This is a genomic window from Streptomyces mabaensis, assembly GCF_053763515.1.
This window is the reverse complement of the sequence record NZ_JBSOPZ010000036.1, coordinates 1-16,846: the sequence shown is the minus strand read 5'-3', so window position 1 is coordinate 16,846 and position 16,846 is coordinate 1. Positions and strand designations below refer to the sequence as shown.

Annotated in this window: 13 protein-coding genes; 9 read left to right on the top strand and 4 right to left on the bottom strand. The window is 71.0% G+C overall.

Annotated elements, in window-relative coordinates; all coding sequences use genetic code 11:
• The first annotated feature begins 20 nt into the window (after positions 1-20).
• The 7 genes from ACWV17_RS27145 to ACWV17_RS27115 are packed head-to-tail and all read left to right on the top strand — an operon-like array spanning position 21 to position 11,099.
• Positions 21-1,418 carry a diaminobutyrate--2-oxoglutarate transaminase gene (locus ACWV17_RS27145; protein ID WP_455361744.1) on the top strand — a complete coding sequence of 466 codons (1,398 nt, stop codon included), beginning with the start codon at positions 21-23 and terminating at the stop codon, positions 1,416-1,418.
• Positions 1,415-3,103 (top strand): pyridoxal phosphate-dependent decarboxylase family protein, encoded by a 1,689-nt coding sequence (locus ACWV17_RS27140; protein ID WP_455361743.1) that lies wholly within the window; start codon positions 1,415-1,417, stop codon positions 3,101-3,103. The genes ACWV17_RS27145 and ACWV17_RS27140 overlap by 4 nt, the downstream gene beginning before the upstream one ends.
• Entirely contained in the window at positions 3,100-5,049 is a 1,950-nt protein-coding gene (locus tag ACWV17_RS27135; protein ID WP_455361742.1) for an IucA/IucC family protein, read from the top strand. Before ACWV17_RS27140 ends, ACWV17_RS27135 begins: the two co-directional genes overlap by 4 nt.
• Entirely contained in the window at positions 5,046-6,461 is a 1,416-nt protein-coding gene (locus ACWV17_RS27130; RefSeq protein WP_455361741.1) for a lysine N(6)-hydroxylase/L-ornithine N(5)-oxygenase family protein, read from the top strand. The genes ACWV17_RS27135 and ACWV17_RS27130 overlap by 4 nt, the downstream gene beginning before the upstream one ends.
• Positions 6,458-7,927, top strand: a complete 1,470-nt coding sequence (locus ACWV17_RS27125) for an MFS transporter (protein ID WP_455361740.1) — start codon at positions 6,458-6,460, stop codon at positions 7,925-7,927. Before ACWV17_RS27130 ends, ACWV17_RS27125 begins: the two co-directional genes overlap by 4 nt.
• A complete protein-coding gene (locus tag ACWV17_RS27120) occupies positions 7,924-9,744 on the top strand; it encodes an IucA/IucC family protein (protein ID WP_455361739.1) in 1,821 nt (606 codons plus the stop codon). Before ACWV17_RS27125 ends, ACWV17_RS27120 begins: the two co-directional genes overlap by 4 nt.
• Positions 9,741-11,099, top strand: coding sequence for a glutamine synthetase family protein (locus ACWV17_RS27115; protein WP_455361738.1), 1,359 nt, complete (start codon positions 9,741-9,743; stop codon positions 11,097-11,099). Before ACWV17_RS27120 ends, ACWV17_RS27115 begins: the two co-directional genes overlap by 4 nt.
• An 84-nt stretch (positions 11,100-11,183) precedes the next feature.
• On the opposite strand, the gene ACWV17_RS27110 is transcribed toward ACWV17_RS27115, so the two are convergent.
• The 4 genes from ACWV17_RS27110 to ACWV17_RS27095 form a co-directional block, all read right to left on the bottom strand.
• On the bottom strand, positions 11,184-12,140 hold the full coding sequence (locus ACWV17_RS27110) for an ABC transporter substrate-binding protein (RefSeq protein ID WP_455361737.1): 957 nt from the start codon (positions 12,138-12,140) through the stop codon (positions 11,184-11,186).
• Positions 12,141-12,333: 193 nt separating this feature from the next.
• A complete protein-coding gene (locus ACWV17_RS27105) occupies positions 12,334-13,170 on the bottom strand; it encodes an ABC transporter ATP-binding protein (RefSeq protein WP_455356152.1) in 837 nt (278 codons plus the stop codon).
• Positions 13,167-14,255 (bottom strand): FecCD family ABC transporter permease, encoded by a 1,089-nt coding sequence (locus ACWV17_RS27100; RefSeq protein WP_455361736.1) that lies wholly within the window; start codon positions 14,253-14,255, stop codon positions 13,167-13,169. The genes ACWV17_RS27105 and ACWV17_RS27100 overlap by 4 nt, the downstream gene beginning before the upstream one ends.
• A complete protein-coding gene (locus ACWV17_RS27095) occupies positions 14,252-15,280 on the bottom strand; it encodes a FecCD family ABC transporter permease (protein ID WP_455356221.1) in 1,029 nt (342 codons plus the stop codon). The genes ACWV17_RS27100 and ACWV17_RS27095 overlap by 4 nt, the downstream gene beginning before the upstream one ends.
• 239 nt (positions 15,281-15,519) lie before the next feature.
• On the opposite strand from ACWV17_RS27095, the gene ACWV17_RS27090 reads away from it, so the two are divergent.
• On the top strand, positions 15,520-16,248 hold the full coding sequence (locus ACWV17_RS27090; protein ID WP_455361735.1) for a DUF2470 domain-containing protein: 729 nt from the start codon (positions 15,520-15,522) through the stop codon (positions 16,246-16,248).
• On the top strand, positions 16,245-16,607 hold the full coding sequence (locus tag ACWV17_RS27085; RefSeq protein ID WP_455361734.1) for a hypothetical protein: 363 nt from the start codon (positions 16,245-16,247) through the stop codon (positions 16,605-16,607). Before ACWV17_RS27090 ends, ACWV17_RS27085 begins: the two co-directional genes overlap by 4 nt.
• The last annotated feature ends 239 nt before the right edge of the window (positions 16,608-16,846 follow it).

Below are 16,846 nucleotides of genomic sequence, written 5' to 3'. Positions count from 1 at the left end.
TCACCCTGGAGCCGTACATCATGACCGTGCACCCCGCCGAACGAACCGACGCCGGACGCACCACAGGACAGGCCGACGCCATCCTGCGGCGCCAGCGCACCCGGGAGTCCTCGGCCCGCACGTACGCCCGGTCGTTCCCGATCGTTCCGGCCCGCGCACAGGGCATGACGGTCGAGGGCGCCGACGGCCGCCGCTACCTCGACTGCCTCTCCGGAGCCGGCACCCTGGCCCTCGGACACAACCACCCGGTCGTGCTGGAGGCCATTCAGCGGACCATCAGCAGTGGGGCGCCGCTGCACGTGCTGGACCTGGCCACCCCGGAGAAGGACGAGTTCACCGACGCGCTGTTCGCCACCCTGCCCAGCGGCTTCGCGGACAAGGCCCGCATCCACTTCTGCGGGCCCGCCGGGACCGACGCGGTCGAGGCGGCGTTCAAGCTGATGCAGACCGCCACAGGGCGGCGCGGACTGCTCGCCTTCACCGGCGCGTACCACGGGATGACGGCGGGTGCCCTGGCCGCTTCCGGCGGCGTCACCACGAAGCAGCCCGTGCCGGGGATCGCCGCCGACGTGACACGGTTGCCCTACCCCTACCCGTACCGCTGTCCGTTCGGTGCCGGCGGCGAGCAGGGCGCGCGGCTGTCCGTCGCGTACACCGAGCGTCTGCTGGACGACCCGAACGGCGGGGTCGTCCCGCCTGCCGCGATGATCCTCGAAGCAGTTCAGGGAGAGGGTGGCGCGGTACCGGCCCCGGACGCCTGGCTGCGCGAGATGCGGCGGATCACGGCGGAGCGGGACATCCCGCTGATCGTCGACGAGGTGCAGACCGGAGTCGGGCGCACGGGCGCTTTCTGGGCCGTGGAGCACAGCGGGATCGTGCCGGACGCGATGGTGATGTCCAAGGCGATCGGCGGCAGCCTGCCGCTCGCGGTACTCGTCTACCACGAGGACTACGACGGCTGGCTGCCCGGCGCCCACACCGGAACGTTCCGCGGCAACACCCTTGCCATGGCGACCGGTACGGCGACCCTGCGGTACGTCGCCGAGGAGGGCCTGGCCGATCGGGCGGCCACCGTCGGCGCGCGGATGACGGCGCGGCTGGAAGGTCTGCGGAGCGAACTCCCCGCGATCGGTGACGTGCGCGGTCGGGGCCTGATGATCGGTGTCGAGCTGGTCGACCCCGAGGCCGAGCCCGACTCCTGCGGCGCCCGGCCGGTCGCCCCGCGGGTGGCCGCGCAGGTTCGGGCCGCGTGCCTGGAGCGCGGTCTGATCGTCGAGCTGGGAGGTCGCTACGACTCGACCGTGAGGCTGCTGCCGCCGCTGATCATCACCGACGAGCAGGTCGAAGCAGTGCTGGACCGGCTGACGGACGCCATCGCCACGGTGACGGCAGCGCAGGTTCCGGGCGTGCGGGCATGACGGGCGAGATACCCGGCCTCGGGCCGGCCACCGGTGGCTTCGACGTGGCTGTGAAGGCGTACGCCGCGGGTACCGCGCCCGAGCAGACCGACAGCATTCGTACACGTGGCGCCTTGGGCCTCGCCGCTGAGCCCGCCTCGGCGGGAGCCAGAGCTCTGAGCGAGGCGGTGGCCGGGCTGATTCATGGTGGCGTGCCGTCGGGCCTTCAGGTCCGGAGGACCGCACTGTCCGGAGGCTCGGAAGGACCCGTGGCACTGGAGCCACTGGTGCAGGCCGTGCTGACGGCGCTCGCCAAGGGTGCCGCGCGGCGCGGCGGTCCCGTGCCCACCGGGACGCCCGAGGAGCTGGCGGCGGAGGTCACGCGGGTGTTCGCCGAGGCGGACGGCGACGATGCCCTGCACCAACTGACCGAGCTCCTGGCCTACGGCAGCGCCGACCCCGCGGACCCGTCCTGCGCCGCGCATCTCCACTGCCCGCCGCTGGCCGTCGCCGTCGCCGCCGATCTGGCCGTCGCCGCGCTCAACCCCTCCCAGGACTCCTGGGACCAGGCGCCGGCTGCCACAGCTGTGGAGACGCTGCTGCTCCAGGAGCTGGCGCAGCTCGTCGGGTACGACCCGGCGGAGGCAGCCGGAGTGCTCACCTCAGGCGGCACCGAGTCCAACCTCATGGGCCTGATGCTCGCCCGTGACCGGGTGCTGGGCCGCGCGGCCCAGCGTCAGATCGAGCTGAACGGAGTACCGGGCACCGGCCCGCGTCCGCGGATCTTCGCCTCCGCCGCCGCGCACTTCTCGGTGCAGCGGTCGGCCGCCCTGCTGGGCCTGGGGGAGGACGCGGTCATACCCGTGCCGGTCGACCGCGAGCTGCGGATGGAGCCGGAAGCGCTGGCGTCCGCTCTGCGCGACTGCGTCGCGCGCGGTGAACTGCCGGTGGCCGTCGTGGCCACGGCCGGCACCACCGACACCGGTGCGGTCGACCCGCTGCGCACGTGCGCGGCGCTGGCCGCCGAGTACGGCGCCTGGCTGCACGTGGACGCCGCGTACGGCGGCGGCGCACTGCTGTCCGACGAGCTGGCCCCGCTCGTCGGCGGTATCGCGCTGGCCGACTCCGTATCCCTGGACTGGCACAAGCTGGGCTGGCAGCCGGTCGCCGCGGGCATCTTCCTGGTCCGGCGGGCGGAAACCTACGCCTCCCTCGCACGACGGGCGGTGTACCTCAACCCGCAGGACGACGAGGAGGCCGGCTACCCCAGCCTCCTCGGCCTCTCGCTGCGCACCACACGCCGCGCCGACGCCTTCAAGATCGCGGTCACGCTGCGCACCCTGGGCCGCGAGGGCCTGGGCCGGCTCGTGGATGCCTGCCATGAGCTCGCGCGCGGGGGTGCGGAGGCCGTACGGGCGCATCCCCGGCTGGAGTTGCACGCCGATCCCATCCTCACGGCCTTCCTCTTCCGCTACCTGCCGGAGGGCGCCGATCCCGCGCACACCGACCGGGTGAACGCGGCGCTGCGGCGCAGGCTGCTGCGCGAGGGCCGGGCGGTCGTCGGCCGCACCGAGCTCCCGGGCGAGGGGCCGGGCCGGGTCCGCCTGAAGCTCACGCTGCTCAACCCGCACACCACTCCCGCCGAGGTCGAGCGACTCCTGCACGCGGTCGCCGCAGCGGGCCAGGCCGAGGAGGAGAACCGGTGAACCGGCCCGACGACGCTCGTACGACGCTGACGGCACCCTCCGCGGCAGGAGCGCCCGCATCCGGCACCGTACGTCCGCCGGGCGCCGCGCCGACGTCTGCCAACGGGCTGCCGGCCGGACCCGGCAGGAGCGAGAGCGCTGCTGTCGCCCCGTCATCCGCGGCTTCCGGTATCGGCCCGGACCCGCTCGACGACGCCGACCCGCTCCGCGCGGGCGACACCGCGGCGACGGAAACCCTGCTGCGCGCCTACGTACGCGAGACCGGCACCGAGGTGCCCGCGACCGGGCAGGCACTGCTGCTCGACCTGCCGGCCAGCCGGCTCACCCTGCGGGTGCCGGTGCGGTACCGGTCGGCCACCGGCTGGCACCGCTTCGGTGCGCCCAGCCTGGTCGCGGCCGGCGACGACGGCGACAGCGAGGGCCTTCCGGCCGACGCGGCTCTGGTGGCGGCCGCGCTGATCCGGCAGACCACGCTGGGCCGCGGTGTGCCTCCGCACCACGGGGGCGACGCCGCCGCCCGGGTGCTGAACTCCGCTCGGCGCACCGCCACGCACATCGCCCACCGGCGCGCCGAGGGTGGGCACGGCCAGGGGCCGACGCCGTTCCTCGACAGCGAGCAGGCGCTGCTGCTGGGGCATCCGTTCCACCCCGCGCCCAAGAGCCGCGAGGAGGCGTCGGAGGCCGAGCTGGAGGCGTACTCGCCAGAGTTGCGCGGCTCGTTCCCGCTCCACTGGTTCGCAGCCCACCCGGATGTCGTCGTCGGCGGGAGCGCGGACGGCCGTTCGCCCGCGGAGGTGCTGCGTCCGCTCGCCGCCGGGGTCGAGGTGCCCAACGGCATGGTTGCGGTACCCGCGCATCCGTGGCAGGCCCGGGACGTGCTGTCCCGTCCGGAGGTCGCCGCGCTGGTCGACGCCGGACTGCTCCGTCCGCTCGGTGCGGCCGGACCCGCCTGGTACCCCACGTCCTCCGTGCGCACCGTGCAACGGCCGGATGCCGAGGTGATGCTGAAGCTGTCCCTCGGAATGCGGATCACCAATTCCCGGCGGAACAACCTGCGCAGCGAGATGCGCCTTGGCGTACGGGCCACGCAGTTGCTGGCCGCGGGTCCCGGGGACTGGCTCCGTGCCGAGCACCCGGAGTTCGGCATCCTGCGCGAGTTCGCCTGGGTTTCGGTCGGCACCGAGGGCCCGGAAACCGGGCTGGAGACCGCGATCCGTGACAACCCCTTCCGGGGCGGCGGCAACGGCGCGCCGGAAGGACTGTGCGTGGCGGGTCTGCTGGCCGAGCGGACCGGTCCCGGCGACGGGACACCGCCGCGGCACCGCGCCCTGCTGTGCGAGGCGGTCGAGCGCGCCGCTCGTGCGCTCGGCGTCCCGGTGTCCGAGGCGTCGGAGCGTTGGCTTGCCCGCTATCTGGATGTACTGGTCGTTCCCCTGATCCGCCTTCAGGCGCGGTACGGCATCGCCCTGGAACCGCACCACCAGAACACCCTGGTGGCCCTCGACGCCCACGGACTGCCTCGCGCGGGCTGGTACCGGGACAGCCAGGGCTACTACCTGGCCGCCTCCCGTGCCGCCGACATCGAGCGGCTCCTGCCGGGCGCCACGGATGGCGTCGAGCTGGTATTCGACGATGCCTTCGTGGACGAGCGGGTGGCCTACTACCTCGGCATCAACAACCTGCTCGGTCTCGTGGGCGCGTTCGGCGCGCTCGGCCTGGCTGACGAGGGCCACCTGCTGCGGGTGCTGCGCACCGCCCTGGAGCGGCTGCGCACGACCGAGCCCGCCGCCAAGGGCCTGCTGGACCTGCTGCTCGACGCACCCGTACTGCGCTGCAAGGGCAACTACCTGACCTGCGTGGACGGACTCGACGAACTCGTCGGCGACGTCCATACCCAGTCCGTCTACATCGATCTCCCCAACCCCCTCACGGAGGCCCAGCGGTGACCGCCCTCTCGACTTCCGACGACCGGAATCTCCCCTACGATCTGGTCGGCGTCGGAATCGGCCCGTTCAACCTGTCCCTGGCCGCGCTGGCGGACGGGGTACCTGGCTTCCGTTCTCTCTTCCTGGACGCCAAGCCGGCGTTCTCCTGGCATCCAGGCCTGCTGATGGAGGGAACGACACTTCAGGTGCCGTTCCTCGCGGATCTGGTCACCATGGCCGACCCGACCAGCCCGTGGTCGTATCTGAACTACCTCCGCTCCCACGAGCGGATGTTCAAGTTCTTCTTCTCCGAGCGTTTCCACATTCCGCGCCGTGAGTACGACCACTACTGCCGCTGGGTCGCCGAGCGACTGCCGTCCTGCCGCTTCGACGCCGCGGTCACCGCGCTGGAGTGGGACGAGGCCGCGGGCGCCTTCGCCGTCGTGTACCGCTCCGCCTCCGGCGCCGAGACCCGCGTCCTGGCCCGCCAGGTCGTGCTCGGCGTGGGCACCGACCCCGTCGTCCCCGAGGCGCTGCGCCCGCTGCTGACCGACGCCCACGCCGGCCGTGTGCTGCACAGCGCCGACTACCGCACCTACCGGGAGCAGCTCGGCGCCGCCGATGACGTCACGGTCATCGGCTCGGGGCAGTCCGGTGCCGAGGTCGCGCTCGACCTGCTGCGCCGCCAGGACGGCGACGGCCAGGGCGGCCCTTACGTCCGCTGGCTGGCCCGCACCACGGCCTTCGCGCCGATGGAGTACTCGAAGATCGGCCTGGAGCACTTCACCCCGGACTACATCCGCTACTTCCGCGAGCTCCCCGAGGTCACGCGCGAACGGCTGGTGCGGGAGCAGTGGCAGCTCTACAAGGGCGTGAGCGAGGAGACGCTGGGGGAGATCTACGACGAGCTGTACGAGCGCACCATCGGCGGCGGCGAGCCGCGCGCCACCCTGCAGCCGGGCGTGGAGATCGTCGCGGCGGAGGTCGACGGCGAGGGTTACCTGCTCACCTGCCGGACTCAGCAGCAGGATTCGCTCTTCGAGGTCCGGACCTCCGCCGTCGTCTCCGCAACCGGCTACACCGCCTCCCGTCCGGCCTTCCTGGAGTCGATGGGCGACCTGGTCGACTGGGACGACAGGGGCCGCTACCAGATCGACGGGGAGTACCGGGTCGCGCTCGACCCGCGGGTCTCGGGCACGCTCTACGTCCAGAACGCCGAGATGCACACGCACGGCGTCGGCGCCCCCGACCTCACCCTCGGCGCCTGGCGCGCCGCGACCATCCTCAACGCGGCCGCCGGTCGCGTCGTACTGCCCGTTGCCCCGCGGCAGGCGTTCACGACCTTCGGCGCACCGCAGTCACCGGCGCCCGCTTCGCTCGCGACGGCCGTACCGGACGGGGCTGCCGCCACACCCTCCGGTACGCCGCGATGACGGTCGTGGAACAGGCCGGGACACCGGCCCCGGGTGGAACGGCACGCCACGCCAAGACGGTGCTCATATCCGTCATCGGCCTCCACCTGGTCGCCGAGACGGCGCTCACGCCATTCCTCCCTCAGCTGTTCGAGCGGCTGTACGGCATCGAGGACCCGGGGGCGACCGGGCTGTACATCTGGATATGCCGCATCGTCGGGCTCGCCGCCCTCCCTCTGTGGGGCCTGGCGGCCCGGCGCTGGCCGCTGCACAAGCTGGTGCTGGCCGGGCTGTGCGGGTCCGCCGTTCTCGACCTGCTCCTCGGCATGGCACCCAGCTATGCCGCGTACACGGTGCTGTCGACGCTCATCGTGATGACCAACAGCTCCCTGCTGCTGGCCTATCCGGCTTTCATCGCCGAGCACGGTGACGAATCGAAAGGCGGCGAGCGGGCCCGGCTGGCCGGGGTGTGCACGCTGGTGGTCGTCTTCCATCTGTCCGTCGTGGTCTCCACGATGGTGGGCGCCGGAGTCCTCGCGCTGCCGGAACCCCGCATCGGTATCTCGGCGTTCGCGGTCCTGGACGCCGTCCTGGCCGTGCTGACGTACCGCATCCTGGGCAGGCGCCCGGCCGTGAAGGCCGCCGAATCCACCGAGTGCGCCTCGGACGGCTCCACGGCCCGCGACGGCCAGGACACCGCCGGCGCGTCGGACACGGCCCCGGGCTCGCCCGTCCCGTCGAACCGGCTCACGTGGTTCGCGATGCTCGCCTATGCGGCGCTGATCGGGGTCGCCTTCGACTTCTCGGTCAATGTCGCGCGGCCCTTCTTCACCGAGTTCTCCGACAGCCTCGGCAGCGGTTCGGTCGGCTCGGCCGTGCTGTTCTTCCTGCCGAGCGTTTCCGCGCTGGCCGTGCTTCCCCTGGTACGCCGCTGTCACGACCGGTTCGGTGACCGGCTGCTGCCGCTTGCTCTGGCCGTGGGCGCGGTCGGGATGGCCTGGTCGTGGCTGGCCGACTCCCTGCCCGGCCTGGCCGGCGGCCGGCTGCTGTACGGCGTCGGCCTCGGCCTCGGCCAGGTCGCCGTCGAGCTGCGGATGTTCCGCGCGACCGGCACGAAGGGGCCGGCGTTCACCGCGGTGGAGACGGTCCGGTCCGCCGGTCTGCTCGCCGCGCCGCTGGCCGCCACGGCCGCGGTCTCCCACGACCTGGCGCTGCCCCTCGCTGTCGCCGCGGCCGTGCAGGTGTGCGCCGTCGCCCTGTCCGTGCGGCGCTTCCGCAACGCCGCCCCAGAAGGGGGCGCGCGGCGGGCGGGAGTGGCTTCGCCCGACCCGGACGTAACCGCGGTCAGGCGTGACGATGTGCCGAAACCGCGGGCCGCCGTGGCGACGTCCACCGTGCCTGCTCCGGTGGGGTCCGGCGCCGGTGATTCCACGCATTCCCTGATGGCCCCCGCCTCCCCCGCGTACTCCGAGGAGAACCACCGATGAACCGCACCACCCGTGACGCCTGGGCCCAGGCCGGCCGACGACTGCTCGTCAAGGCGGTGGAGGAGTTCGCCTACGAGGAGCTGCTCGTCCCCGGACCGGACCCGTCGGCCGACACCCCCGACGCGTACCGGCTGGATCTCGCCGACGGAATCCACTGGACCTTCCGGGCAACACGCGGCACCTTCGGCACCTGGCGGCTCCTGCCCGGCACCCTGCGGCGGCACCCCGAGCCCGCGGACGGCGTCGTGACCGGCCCTGAACAGCTGCTGCTCGACGCCCGCCCGGTCCTCGGCTGGGACGGGCCCACCACCGCCGAGGTACTGCGCGAACTCACCGCCACCCGCCGGGCGGAGGCCGAGCTCATCGCCCGTGCCCTGCCCGCGGCCGAACTCGCCGACCTGGACCACCTCGACCTGGAGGCGCATCAGGACGGCCATCCCTGCATGCTGCTCAACAAGGGCCGGCTGGGATTCTCCGCCTCCGACGCGGCGGCCTACGCCCCCGAGGCCGCCGGTTCGGTGCACCTGCTCTGGACCGGTGTCCACAGCAGCCTCGCCTCCTACTCAGGGGTGCCCGGTCTCGACGCCGACACCCTGCTGGCCGAGGAGCTCGCCGAGGACACGCGCAAGCAGTTCAGGGCAGCGCTCCAGGAGACATGCGCCGAAACCGGTTACGACCCCGCCGACTTCCGCTGGCTGCCGGTGCACCCCTTCCACTGGGACGAGGCCGTGGCGACGCTCTTCGCCCCGTATCTCGCCGACGGCCGGATCGTGCTGCTCGGTGAGGGCCCGGACCGCTACCGGCCGCTTCAGTCCATCCGCACCCTGGCGAATCTGGACCACCCGCACCGCCGCAACGTGAAGGTGCCCCTTCTCATCCGCAACACCCTCGTCTGGCGCGGCCTTTCCACGAAGCCGACCGAGGCCGCGCCTGATGTGAGCGCCTGGCTGCACGCCGTCCGCGACGCCGACCCGTATCTCCGCGACGAGCTGCGCTTTCACCCGCTCGGCGAGGTGGCGGGCGTGGCCGTGCACCACCCGCTGTACGAGTCGGTGAAGGACGCTCCGTACCGCTACCACGAACTCCTCGGCGCGGTCTGGCGTGAGCCGGTCGCGGCGCTGCTGGCCGACGGCGAGCAGGCCCGCACCATGGCCGCGCTGCTCAAGGTCGGCTCGGACGGGCGCGCCCTGGTGAGGGAACTGGCCGACCGGTCCGGGCTGACGCCACACGCCTGGCTGGAGCGCTTCTTCGGTGCTCTGCTGCCCGGCCTGCTGCACTACCTCTACCGGTACGGCGTGGCGTACTGCCCGCACGGCGAGAACACGGTCGTTCTCTACGATGCCGCCGACATCCCCATCGGCATCGCGGTCAAGGACTTCGCGGAGGACGTCAACCTGCTGCCCGGCAGCCACCCGGAGTACGCGGGCCTGTCCGAGCGGGCTGACGCGCTGCTGCTGCGCTGGCCCGCAGGCGAGCTGGCCCACTCGCTGCTCAGCGCCATCTTCGCCGGTCACTTCCGGTTCTTCGCCCCGCTGGCCGCCGAGCACCTCGGGGTACCGGAAGAGGAATTCTGGGCCATGGTCCGCGCCGAGATCGAGCGCTACCACGCCCGCTTCCCCGAGCTGGCCGACCGGTTCGGCGACTTCGGGCTGCTCGCCGCGGAATTCGACCGGGTGGCACTCAACCGTGAACAGCTGCTCGGCGGTGGGTTCCACGACCGCGCCGAGAAGGACGAGGGATTCGACATCGTCCACGGCACCGTCCCCAACCCCCTCGCCACCGCGACCGCCATCCCGGAACCTCAGGAGCAGATATGACCGACTCGCCGTACGAGCGACTGCGCGCCGAGGCCGAGGAGGGACAGGTCGAGGAAGTCATCGTCAGCGTCCCGGACCTTCAGGGAAGGCTCCAGGGCAGCCGTCTTTCCGTGCCGTACTTCCTGGACGAAGCGGCCGAGCAGGGCTTCGGCGCCTGCGTCTATCTCCTCGCCTCCGACGTCGAGATGGGCACCGGATCCGGATACGCCATCGACGCCTGGCAGAGCGGCTTCGGTGACTTCGTCCTCCGCCCCGACCCGGCCACGTTGCGCACCCTTCCCTGGGACCCGGGCACGGCTCTCGTACTCGCCGACGCCGTCTGGCCGAGCGGGGAGCCGGTCGAGGTGGCCCCGCGCCAGGTACTTCGCTCCCAGCTCGACCGGCTCGCCGAGCGCGGACTGACCGCCTTCGCGGGCACCGAGCTGGAATTCCTGATCTTCCGCGGGTCGTACCGTCAGGCGTGGGACCGCCGCTATCAGGGTCTGGAGACGGCCACCACCTACAACGTCGACTACTCCCTGCAGGGCCTGGCAGAGATCGAGCCGGTGGTCCGCCGCATCCGCCGGGAGATGGTGCGCGCCGGGCTCAACATGGAGACAGCCAGGGGCGAGTGCCACGCCGGCCAGTACGAGATCGTCTTCCGCTACGACGAGGCGATGACCACCTGCGACAACCACGTCGTCTTCAAGAACGGCGCCAAGCAGATCGCCGCGCAGGAGGGCGTCGCGCTCACCTTCATGCCCAAGTACGACGAGGGCGAGGGCAACTCCTGCCACATTCACCTGTCGCTGCGCGGCACGGACGGTTCAGCCGTCCTTGCCGACCCGGCGGCCGAGGACGGCATGTCCGAGCTGATGCGCCACTTCGTCGCGGGTCAGCTCGCCTGTCTCGCCGACTTCGCCCTGCTGATGGCGCCGAACATCAACTCGTACAAGCGCCTGCAGCCGGGTGCTTTCGCCCCCACCGGCATCACCTGGGGCCAGGACAACCGCACCTGCCCCGTCCGTGTCGTGGGCTCCGGCCACTCGCTGCGGATCGAGCACCGAGTGCCTGGCGGGGACGCCAACCCGTATCTCGCCGTCGCCGCCGCAGTGGCCGCCGGCCTGTACGGCATCGAGAACGGCCTCGACCTCCCGGCGCCGCACACCGCCAACGCCCTGGCCGATCCGTCGGTGCCGCGGCTGCCCAGCACGCTCACCGAGGCTCTGCACCGGTGGGAGAACAGCGAGATCGCGGCCAAGGTGTTCGGCGAGGCGGTCGTCGGCCACTACGCGCAGGCCGCCCGCACTGAGCTGGCCGCGTTCGAAACGGCGGTCACCGACTGGGAGCGGGTTCGGGGCTTCGAACGCCTGTGACGTTCTCAGCGTCTGCTACGACTGCGGCCCTGGCCACGGATGTTCCGTGACCAGGGCCGCAGTTCGTAGTGTCCCGCGCCTGCGTTACGAGAGGCTCTTCTGCATCTCGTCCAGGATCTGGCCGGCGCCGGTGTAACCGATGCCGAGCATCCACAGGCTGTCGTCGACCTTGAACGCCTTCTTGTTCTTCACGGCGTCCAGGTCCTTCCACAGCTTGCCGCCGGTGACGCTGGTCTCCTTGGCCTTCGCCGGGTCACCGTAGGTGGAGTAGAAGACGACGTCGGAGTTGCCCTCGCTGATCCGCTCGGGACTGATGTCGAGGGAGAAGCCGGCCTTGTCCACGTTCGCGGGGCGGCCGACCTTCAGGTCCTTGAGGATGCTGCCGACGAACGTGTCATTCATGTACAGGCGGGTGTCCGCGCCTTCGATGAAGCGCACGAACCCGACCTTCGTCTTGGCGGCCTTGTCCGCGCCGCCAAGTGCCTCCGTCACCTCGGTGACGTGCTTGTCGTAGTCGGCGACGACCTTCTTCGCCTCTTCCTTCTTGCCCAGCACGTCGGCGTGCAGCTCGAAGTTCTTCCGCCAGTCGGGGCCGGTCGTCTCGGTGAAGACGGTCGGCGCGATCTTCGACAGCTCCTTGTAGCTCTTCTCGTCGCGCGCCTTGCTGCTGATGATCAGGTCCGGGTTCAGCCCGTCGATCGCCTCGAGGTTGGGCTCCATGATGAGCCCGACCGGCTTGATGTCCTTGATCTTGTCCTGGGGGAGGTAGGCGGACATCGGCGCGCCGGCTTCGGCGGTGACGGCCCCGACCGGCGTGATCCCGAGGGTGATGGCCGAGTCCAGGGCGTCGGTGTCCAGGACGACCACGCGCTTGGGGCTGTCGAAGACCTCGACCTTGCCCATGGCGGTCGTCACCGTGTGCTTTCCGCCCTCGGCGGCCGGCTTGGCGTCATCCTTTCCGGACCCGCATGCGGTGGCGCTGACGGCGAGCGCGGCTACGACAGCGACAGCTGCGGCGCGACGGTTGAAGGAGGGGGCCATGAGAGGAAAGCCTTTCGTGACAGGTGCGCTGGTCGGCGCGGGGGGTTAACTTAGGTAAAGCTAACCTTAGGTGCAGGTGGGGGCAAGCGCGCCAACATCACAACTCGGACTACATGGCAACACGACTGACCTCGCCTTACTTTGCTTCGCACGGGCATCCGTTCACGCGAACACGAGTGCCCGGTCGGCGCGTTCAGCCAGCCTCTGCCGAGACCACTGCTGCTGCGGTGGCGGCGTCTTGATGCCAGGGGCTGCCGGGGACGACCAGCGGGCCGCCGGTCACCGGATCCGGCACCACAACCGATTCGAGGCCGAAGACATCCCGTACGAGATCCGCCGTGACGATTTCCGAGGGGTGCCCCTGGGTGACGATGCGTCCGGCCTTCATGGCCACCAAGTGGTCGGCGTACCGCGCGGCCTGGTTGAGGTCGTGGAGGACCGCCACAACCGTCCGTCCGCGCTCCCGGTTGAACTGCCGGACCAGGTCCAGCACCTCCACCTGATGCGAGATGTCCAGGTAAGTGGTGGGCTCGTCAAGGAGCAGCAGATCAGTGTCCTGTGCAAGCGCCATGGCGATCCACACGCGTTGCCGCTGACCGCCCGACAGTTCATCGACGGGCCTCGCGGCGAGGGAGCTCACATCGGTGCGATCCATGGCGTCGGTGACCGCCCGCTCGTCCTCCTCCGACCACTGCTGCCACCAGCGCTGGTGCGGCTGGCGACCGCGGGCGACGAGATCGGCCACCGTGATCGCCTCCGGCGCGACCGGGGTCTGCGGAAGCAGCCCGATGGACTGCGCGATCGTACGGGTGGCTATGCGGCTCAGTTCCGTACCGTCCAACAGCACCGAGCCCCGCCGCGGCTTGAGCAGCCGCCCGAGGGCGCGCAGCAGCGTGGACTTACCGCAGGCGTTCGGACCGACGATGACGGTGACGCGGCCGTGCGGAACGTCCAGGTCGAGGCCCTCCACGACCGTGCGTTCCTCGTAAGCCAGGGTCAGGTCACGGGCTGTCAGCCTGCTCTCGGTCACGCTGTTCCTCCAGTACTGCCGCGGACGCTGCGGCCTTTCACGATGAGCCAGATCAGATACGGAGCGCCTACGGCCGCGGTCAGCACACCCACGGGCAGCTCGACCGGCGCGAACAGCAGGCGCGCCGGCAGGTCGGCGGCCACCACGATCAACGCGCCGAGCAGGGCCGAGCACAGCAGCGGGATCTGTGCCGTGCGGGTCAGCCGACGGGCGATCTGCGGGGCGAGCAGCGCCACGAAGTCCACCGGGCCCGCCGCGCCCGTCGCCACCGACGCGAGAAAGACTCCCAGCAGGGCCAGCCCGAACCGGGTCCGCTGGAGCGGCACGCCGAGCGCCGTCGCCGTGTCGTCGTCGAAGGCGGCGTTGCGCTGTGCCCGTGCCGCCCAGACCACACACGGCACCAGGGCGAGCAGCGTCCAGCCGAGCGGTGCGGCCTCGTCCCAGCCACGGCCGTTGAGTGAACCGGTGATCCACACCTGTGCCTGATGGGCCACCAGGTAGTCGCCCTTGGTGATGAAGAGATGGACGACGGACCGCAGCGCGATGGCGACACCGATGCCGATGAGGACGAACCGTGCCGCGTGCAGTCCACCGCGCCAGGCGAAGAAGTAGACGAGCACAGCGGCGAGCACTCCGCCCGCGACCGAGAAGTACGGCAGCACACTGAACGAGCCGATACCGAACGTCAGAGCGCCGACGGTCACGGCGCTGGCCCCTTGGGAGACACCGATGATGTCGGGGCTGGCCAGCGGATTGCGGGCAACGGTCTGGATGAGTGCGCCTCCGACCCCGAAGGCGGCACCGACCATCAGCCCCAGAACCAGCCGGGGCAGCCGCAGCTCCCCCACCACGAAGTCGGCCGTCGACTCCCGCCCGGCCAGCACGTTCAGCACCTCGCCCGGCGCGACGAACTTCTCACCGAGGCAGAGGTACGCGACGCAGACAGCCGCAGTCAGCACGGCGAGAACGCACGAAACGACCGCGGCACGCCGGTGGACGAGGAAGGACGCGCGGCCACGTCGCACGAGCGCGTACCCGCCGGGGCGTACGGCCGCAGCCCGGCTCTCGATGAGCGAGGTCGTCATGCGCCCACCGCCTTGCGACGGACCATGGCGATCAGGAACGGCACACCGATCAGGGCGGTCATCACGCCTGCCGGCACCTCGCCCGGCGGAAAGACGATCCGGCCGATGACGTCCGACACGAGCAGCATGACCGGGCCGAGCAGGGCCGCCATCGGCAGCACCCATCGGTGATCGGTGCCGACGATGGCACGAGCGATATGCGGAACCGCCAAGCCGACGAAGGCGATCGGCCCGGCGGCCGACACTCCGACCCCGGTCAGCACGGTCGCGCCGATGCCACCCACGATCCGTACGGTCGCCACGTTCTGCCCGAGCCCCTTGGCAACGTCGTCGCCGAGCGCCAGGGCGTCGAGCCCCCGCGCCACCGAGAGCACCAGCACCGCGCCCACCACGAGGAACGGCCAGATCTGACCGGCCACTTCCGCACTGCGTCCGGCGACCGAGCCGACCTGCCAGAAGCGGAATTCGTCCAGGGTGGCGGCGTCCGTCGTCAACATGCCCTGGATGACGGAGATGAGCAGTGCGTTGATGGCGGCGCCGGCCAGCGCCAGCCTCAGGGGCGACGCACCGCCCCGCCCACTGGAAGCGACGGCGTAGACGGCCACCGACGCGACGCCGGCACCGACGAACGCGAACCACACATAGCCGGAGAGCGTGTGCACCCCTGCGAACGCGATCGCCAGCACGACACCTACCGCGGCACCCTGGCTGATGCCCAGCACACCCGGGTCGCCGATGGGGTTGCGGGTGACGCCCTGAATCACCGTGCCCGCGAGGGCCAGTCCCGCGCCGACCATCACGCCGACGACGGTACGGGGTACCCGAAGCGACCGTACGATCTCGGCGCCCTCGCTCGTACCGCCGTACAGCAAGGCGTCGAAGACCTCACCCGGGGCGATGTGGCGGGCTCCGACGGCAAGGCTGAGCAGCACCGCAAGCAGCAGCGCGACGACGGCCGCTGCCGTCCAGCCTATTCGGCGGCCGACGAGAGCGGCTCTTGGGCTGCTGAGGGTGGCGGCTGACATCGCATCCATTCCGACGTGACGGATCTCGTTGATCACGAACTTAGGCGAGCCTAAGTGTAGGCGTGGCGGGAACCACCGCGTAACGGACTGCGACGAATTGATGGAGAGCTCGACCACGGGAAGCCGCCCAGTGGCCTTGGGGGCCGCCCCACTTCACCGAGTTCACCGAGGCCGCAACGGGGCTGGCCATCACGCCCTCACCTGCCATAGATTAGGCAAGCCTAACCTTAGGAAGCCCGATGAGTTCTTCCGCTGCCCGCGCGACCGAGCTGACCCCGGCAGAGCGGATCCGTTCTGTACTGGCACGTGCGGGGTCACTGACCCTCGTCACAGAGGGACACCGATGCGACCTCGTCGGCCTGCACACCGTCGACGACAAAGGGCGCTTGACGCTGCGGCTGCCGACGGACAGCTCCCCGCCGTCACAGGCCCTGTACGCGCCGAGCGACACACCGACCACCTTCCTGGAATTCACCGACGTCGCCCCCACAGCGGTCCGTGACCGGGTACGCGCCAGGGTGTTCCTCTCGGGGTGGCTCACCCCAACCGGTCCGGCAGGGGCCGCGGGCAACAGCCACCGCGTCGACCTCGCACGCGCCACCCTCGAAACAGCGTCAGGCATCGCCGCTGTCAGCCTCGACGAGCTCGCGCTCGCCGCGGTGGATCCCTCGGCGGTCGCGGAAGCGGCACTGCTCACGCATCTGGCCGATGCCCACCAGGACGTGGTGGAGCGACTGACGCGGCTGGCCGACCCGCGAACGCTGCGCGGAGTTGTCCGCGTACAGCCCTTCTCCCTCGACCGCTACGCCATCACGCTGCGGTGCGAGTACGCCCACGGTCACAGCGACCTGCGTCTTCCGTTCCCGACGCCGTTGCGCGAAGCGGCCGAGCTCGGTGACCGGATCCAGGGACTTCTCTCCGCTGCGCGAACCTGCCGACACCGGCGCCACGCGTCCTCCCGCCCATGACACCCAACCCCGAGGGTGCAGAGCGGCTTCCTCACTTCGACAAGGACACCGACCGGCCGCGGAACCGTATGGCCCATGCCGGCGTTCCGGTGTTCCTGGAGGCGCTGCGAGACGGCGAGACGGTTGCGCGCTCAGCGGTTGAGGCAGGCATGTCCCCAGAAGCGGTGTACAGGCGTCGACGTCGGGATCAGGCATTCGCCGAGCTGATGAAGGACGCGCAGAAAGCGGGACTGCAGGCCCGCGCCCGCCGCAGGGAACGCAAGCGCGCCCCGTTCCGGTCCATGCGTTACAGGCTTGTCCAAGGGAACACGGACGAATTGTCGAACTCTCCGGGCGATACCGCGCCATCGGCAGCGTGATTGCACTGCCCGGCACCAGCCCGTTCGGAGCGCTGCAGGCGGCCGACGCCAACGGCATCATGCTCCCGGCAGGCTTGGTCACGTCCGCTGGAGTGGTGTATCGACGGCCACTCGGTGATCTCGTTTTGAGGCTATGCGGTGAGTTCGGTAGGCAGGGCGGTCTCGTCGGTTTCTGACTCGATCGGGTGGAGGCGGGCCTTGGCGAGGAGTTCGCGGCCCATGTAGCGGCGGGCCTCGGT

Excerpts from the sequence above, each read along its gene's own strand:
- ACWV17_RS27085 (WP_455361734.1), top strand. The coding sequence starts at position 16,245 with ATGACACCCAACCCCGAGGGTGCAGAGCGGCTTCCTCACTTCGACAAG.
- ACWV17_RS27095 (WP_455356221.1), bottom strand. The coding sequence starts at position 15,280 with ATGTCAGCCGCCACCCTCAGCAGCCCAAGAGCCGCTCTCGTCGGCCGC.
- ACWV17_RS27125 (WP_455361740.1), top strand. The coding sequence starts at position 6,458 with ATGACGGTCGTGGAACAGGCCGGGACACCGGCCCCGGGTGGAACGGCA.
- ACWV17_RS27090 (WP_455361735.1), top strand. The coding sequence starts at position 15,520 with ATGAGTTCTTCCGCTGCCCGCGCGACCGAGCTGACCCCGGCAGAGCGG.
- ACWV17_RS27140 (WP_455361743.1), top strand. The coding sequence starts at position 1,415 with ATGACGGGCGAGATACCCGGCCTCGGGCCGGCCACCGGTGGCTTCGAC.
- ACWV17_RS27115 (WP_455361738.1), top strand. The coding sequence starts at position 9,741 with ATGACCGACTCGCCGTACGAGCGACTGCGCGCCGAGGCCGAGGAGGGA.
- ACWV17_RS27100 (WP_455361736.1), bottom strand. The coding sequence starts at position 14,255 with ATGACGACCTCGCTCATCGAGAGCCGGGCTGCGGCCGTACGCCCCGGC.
- ACWV17_RS27110 (WP_455361737.1), bottom strand. The coding sequence starts at position 12,140 with ATGGCCCCCTCCTTCAACCGTCGCGCCGCAGCTGTCGCTGTCGTAGCC.
- ACWV17_RS27145 (WP_455361744.1), top strand. The coding sequence starts at position 21 with ATGACCGTGCACCCCGCCGAACGAACCGACGCCGGACGCACCACAGGA.
- ACWV17_RS27120 (WP_455361739.1), top strand. The coding sequence starts at position 7,924 with ATGAACCGCACCACCCGTGACGCCTGGGCCCAGGCCGGCCGACGACTG.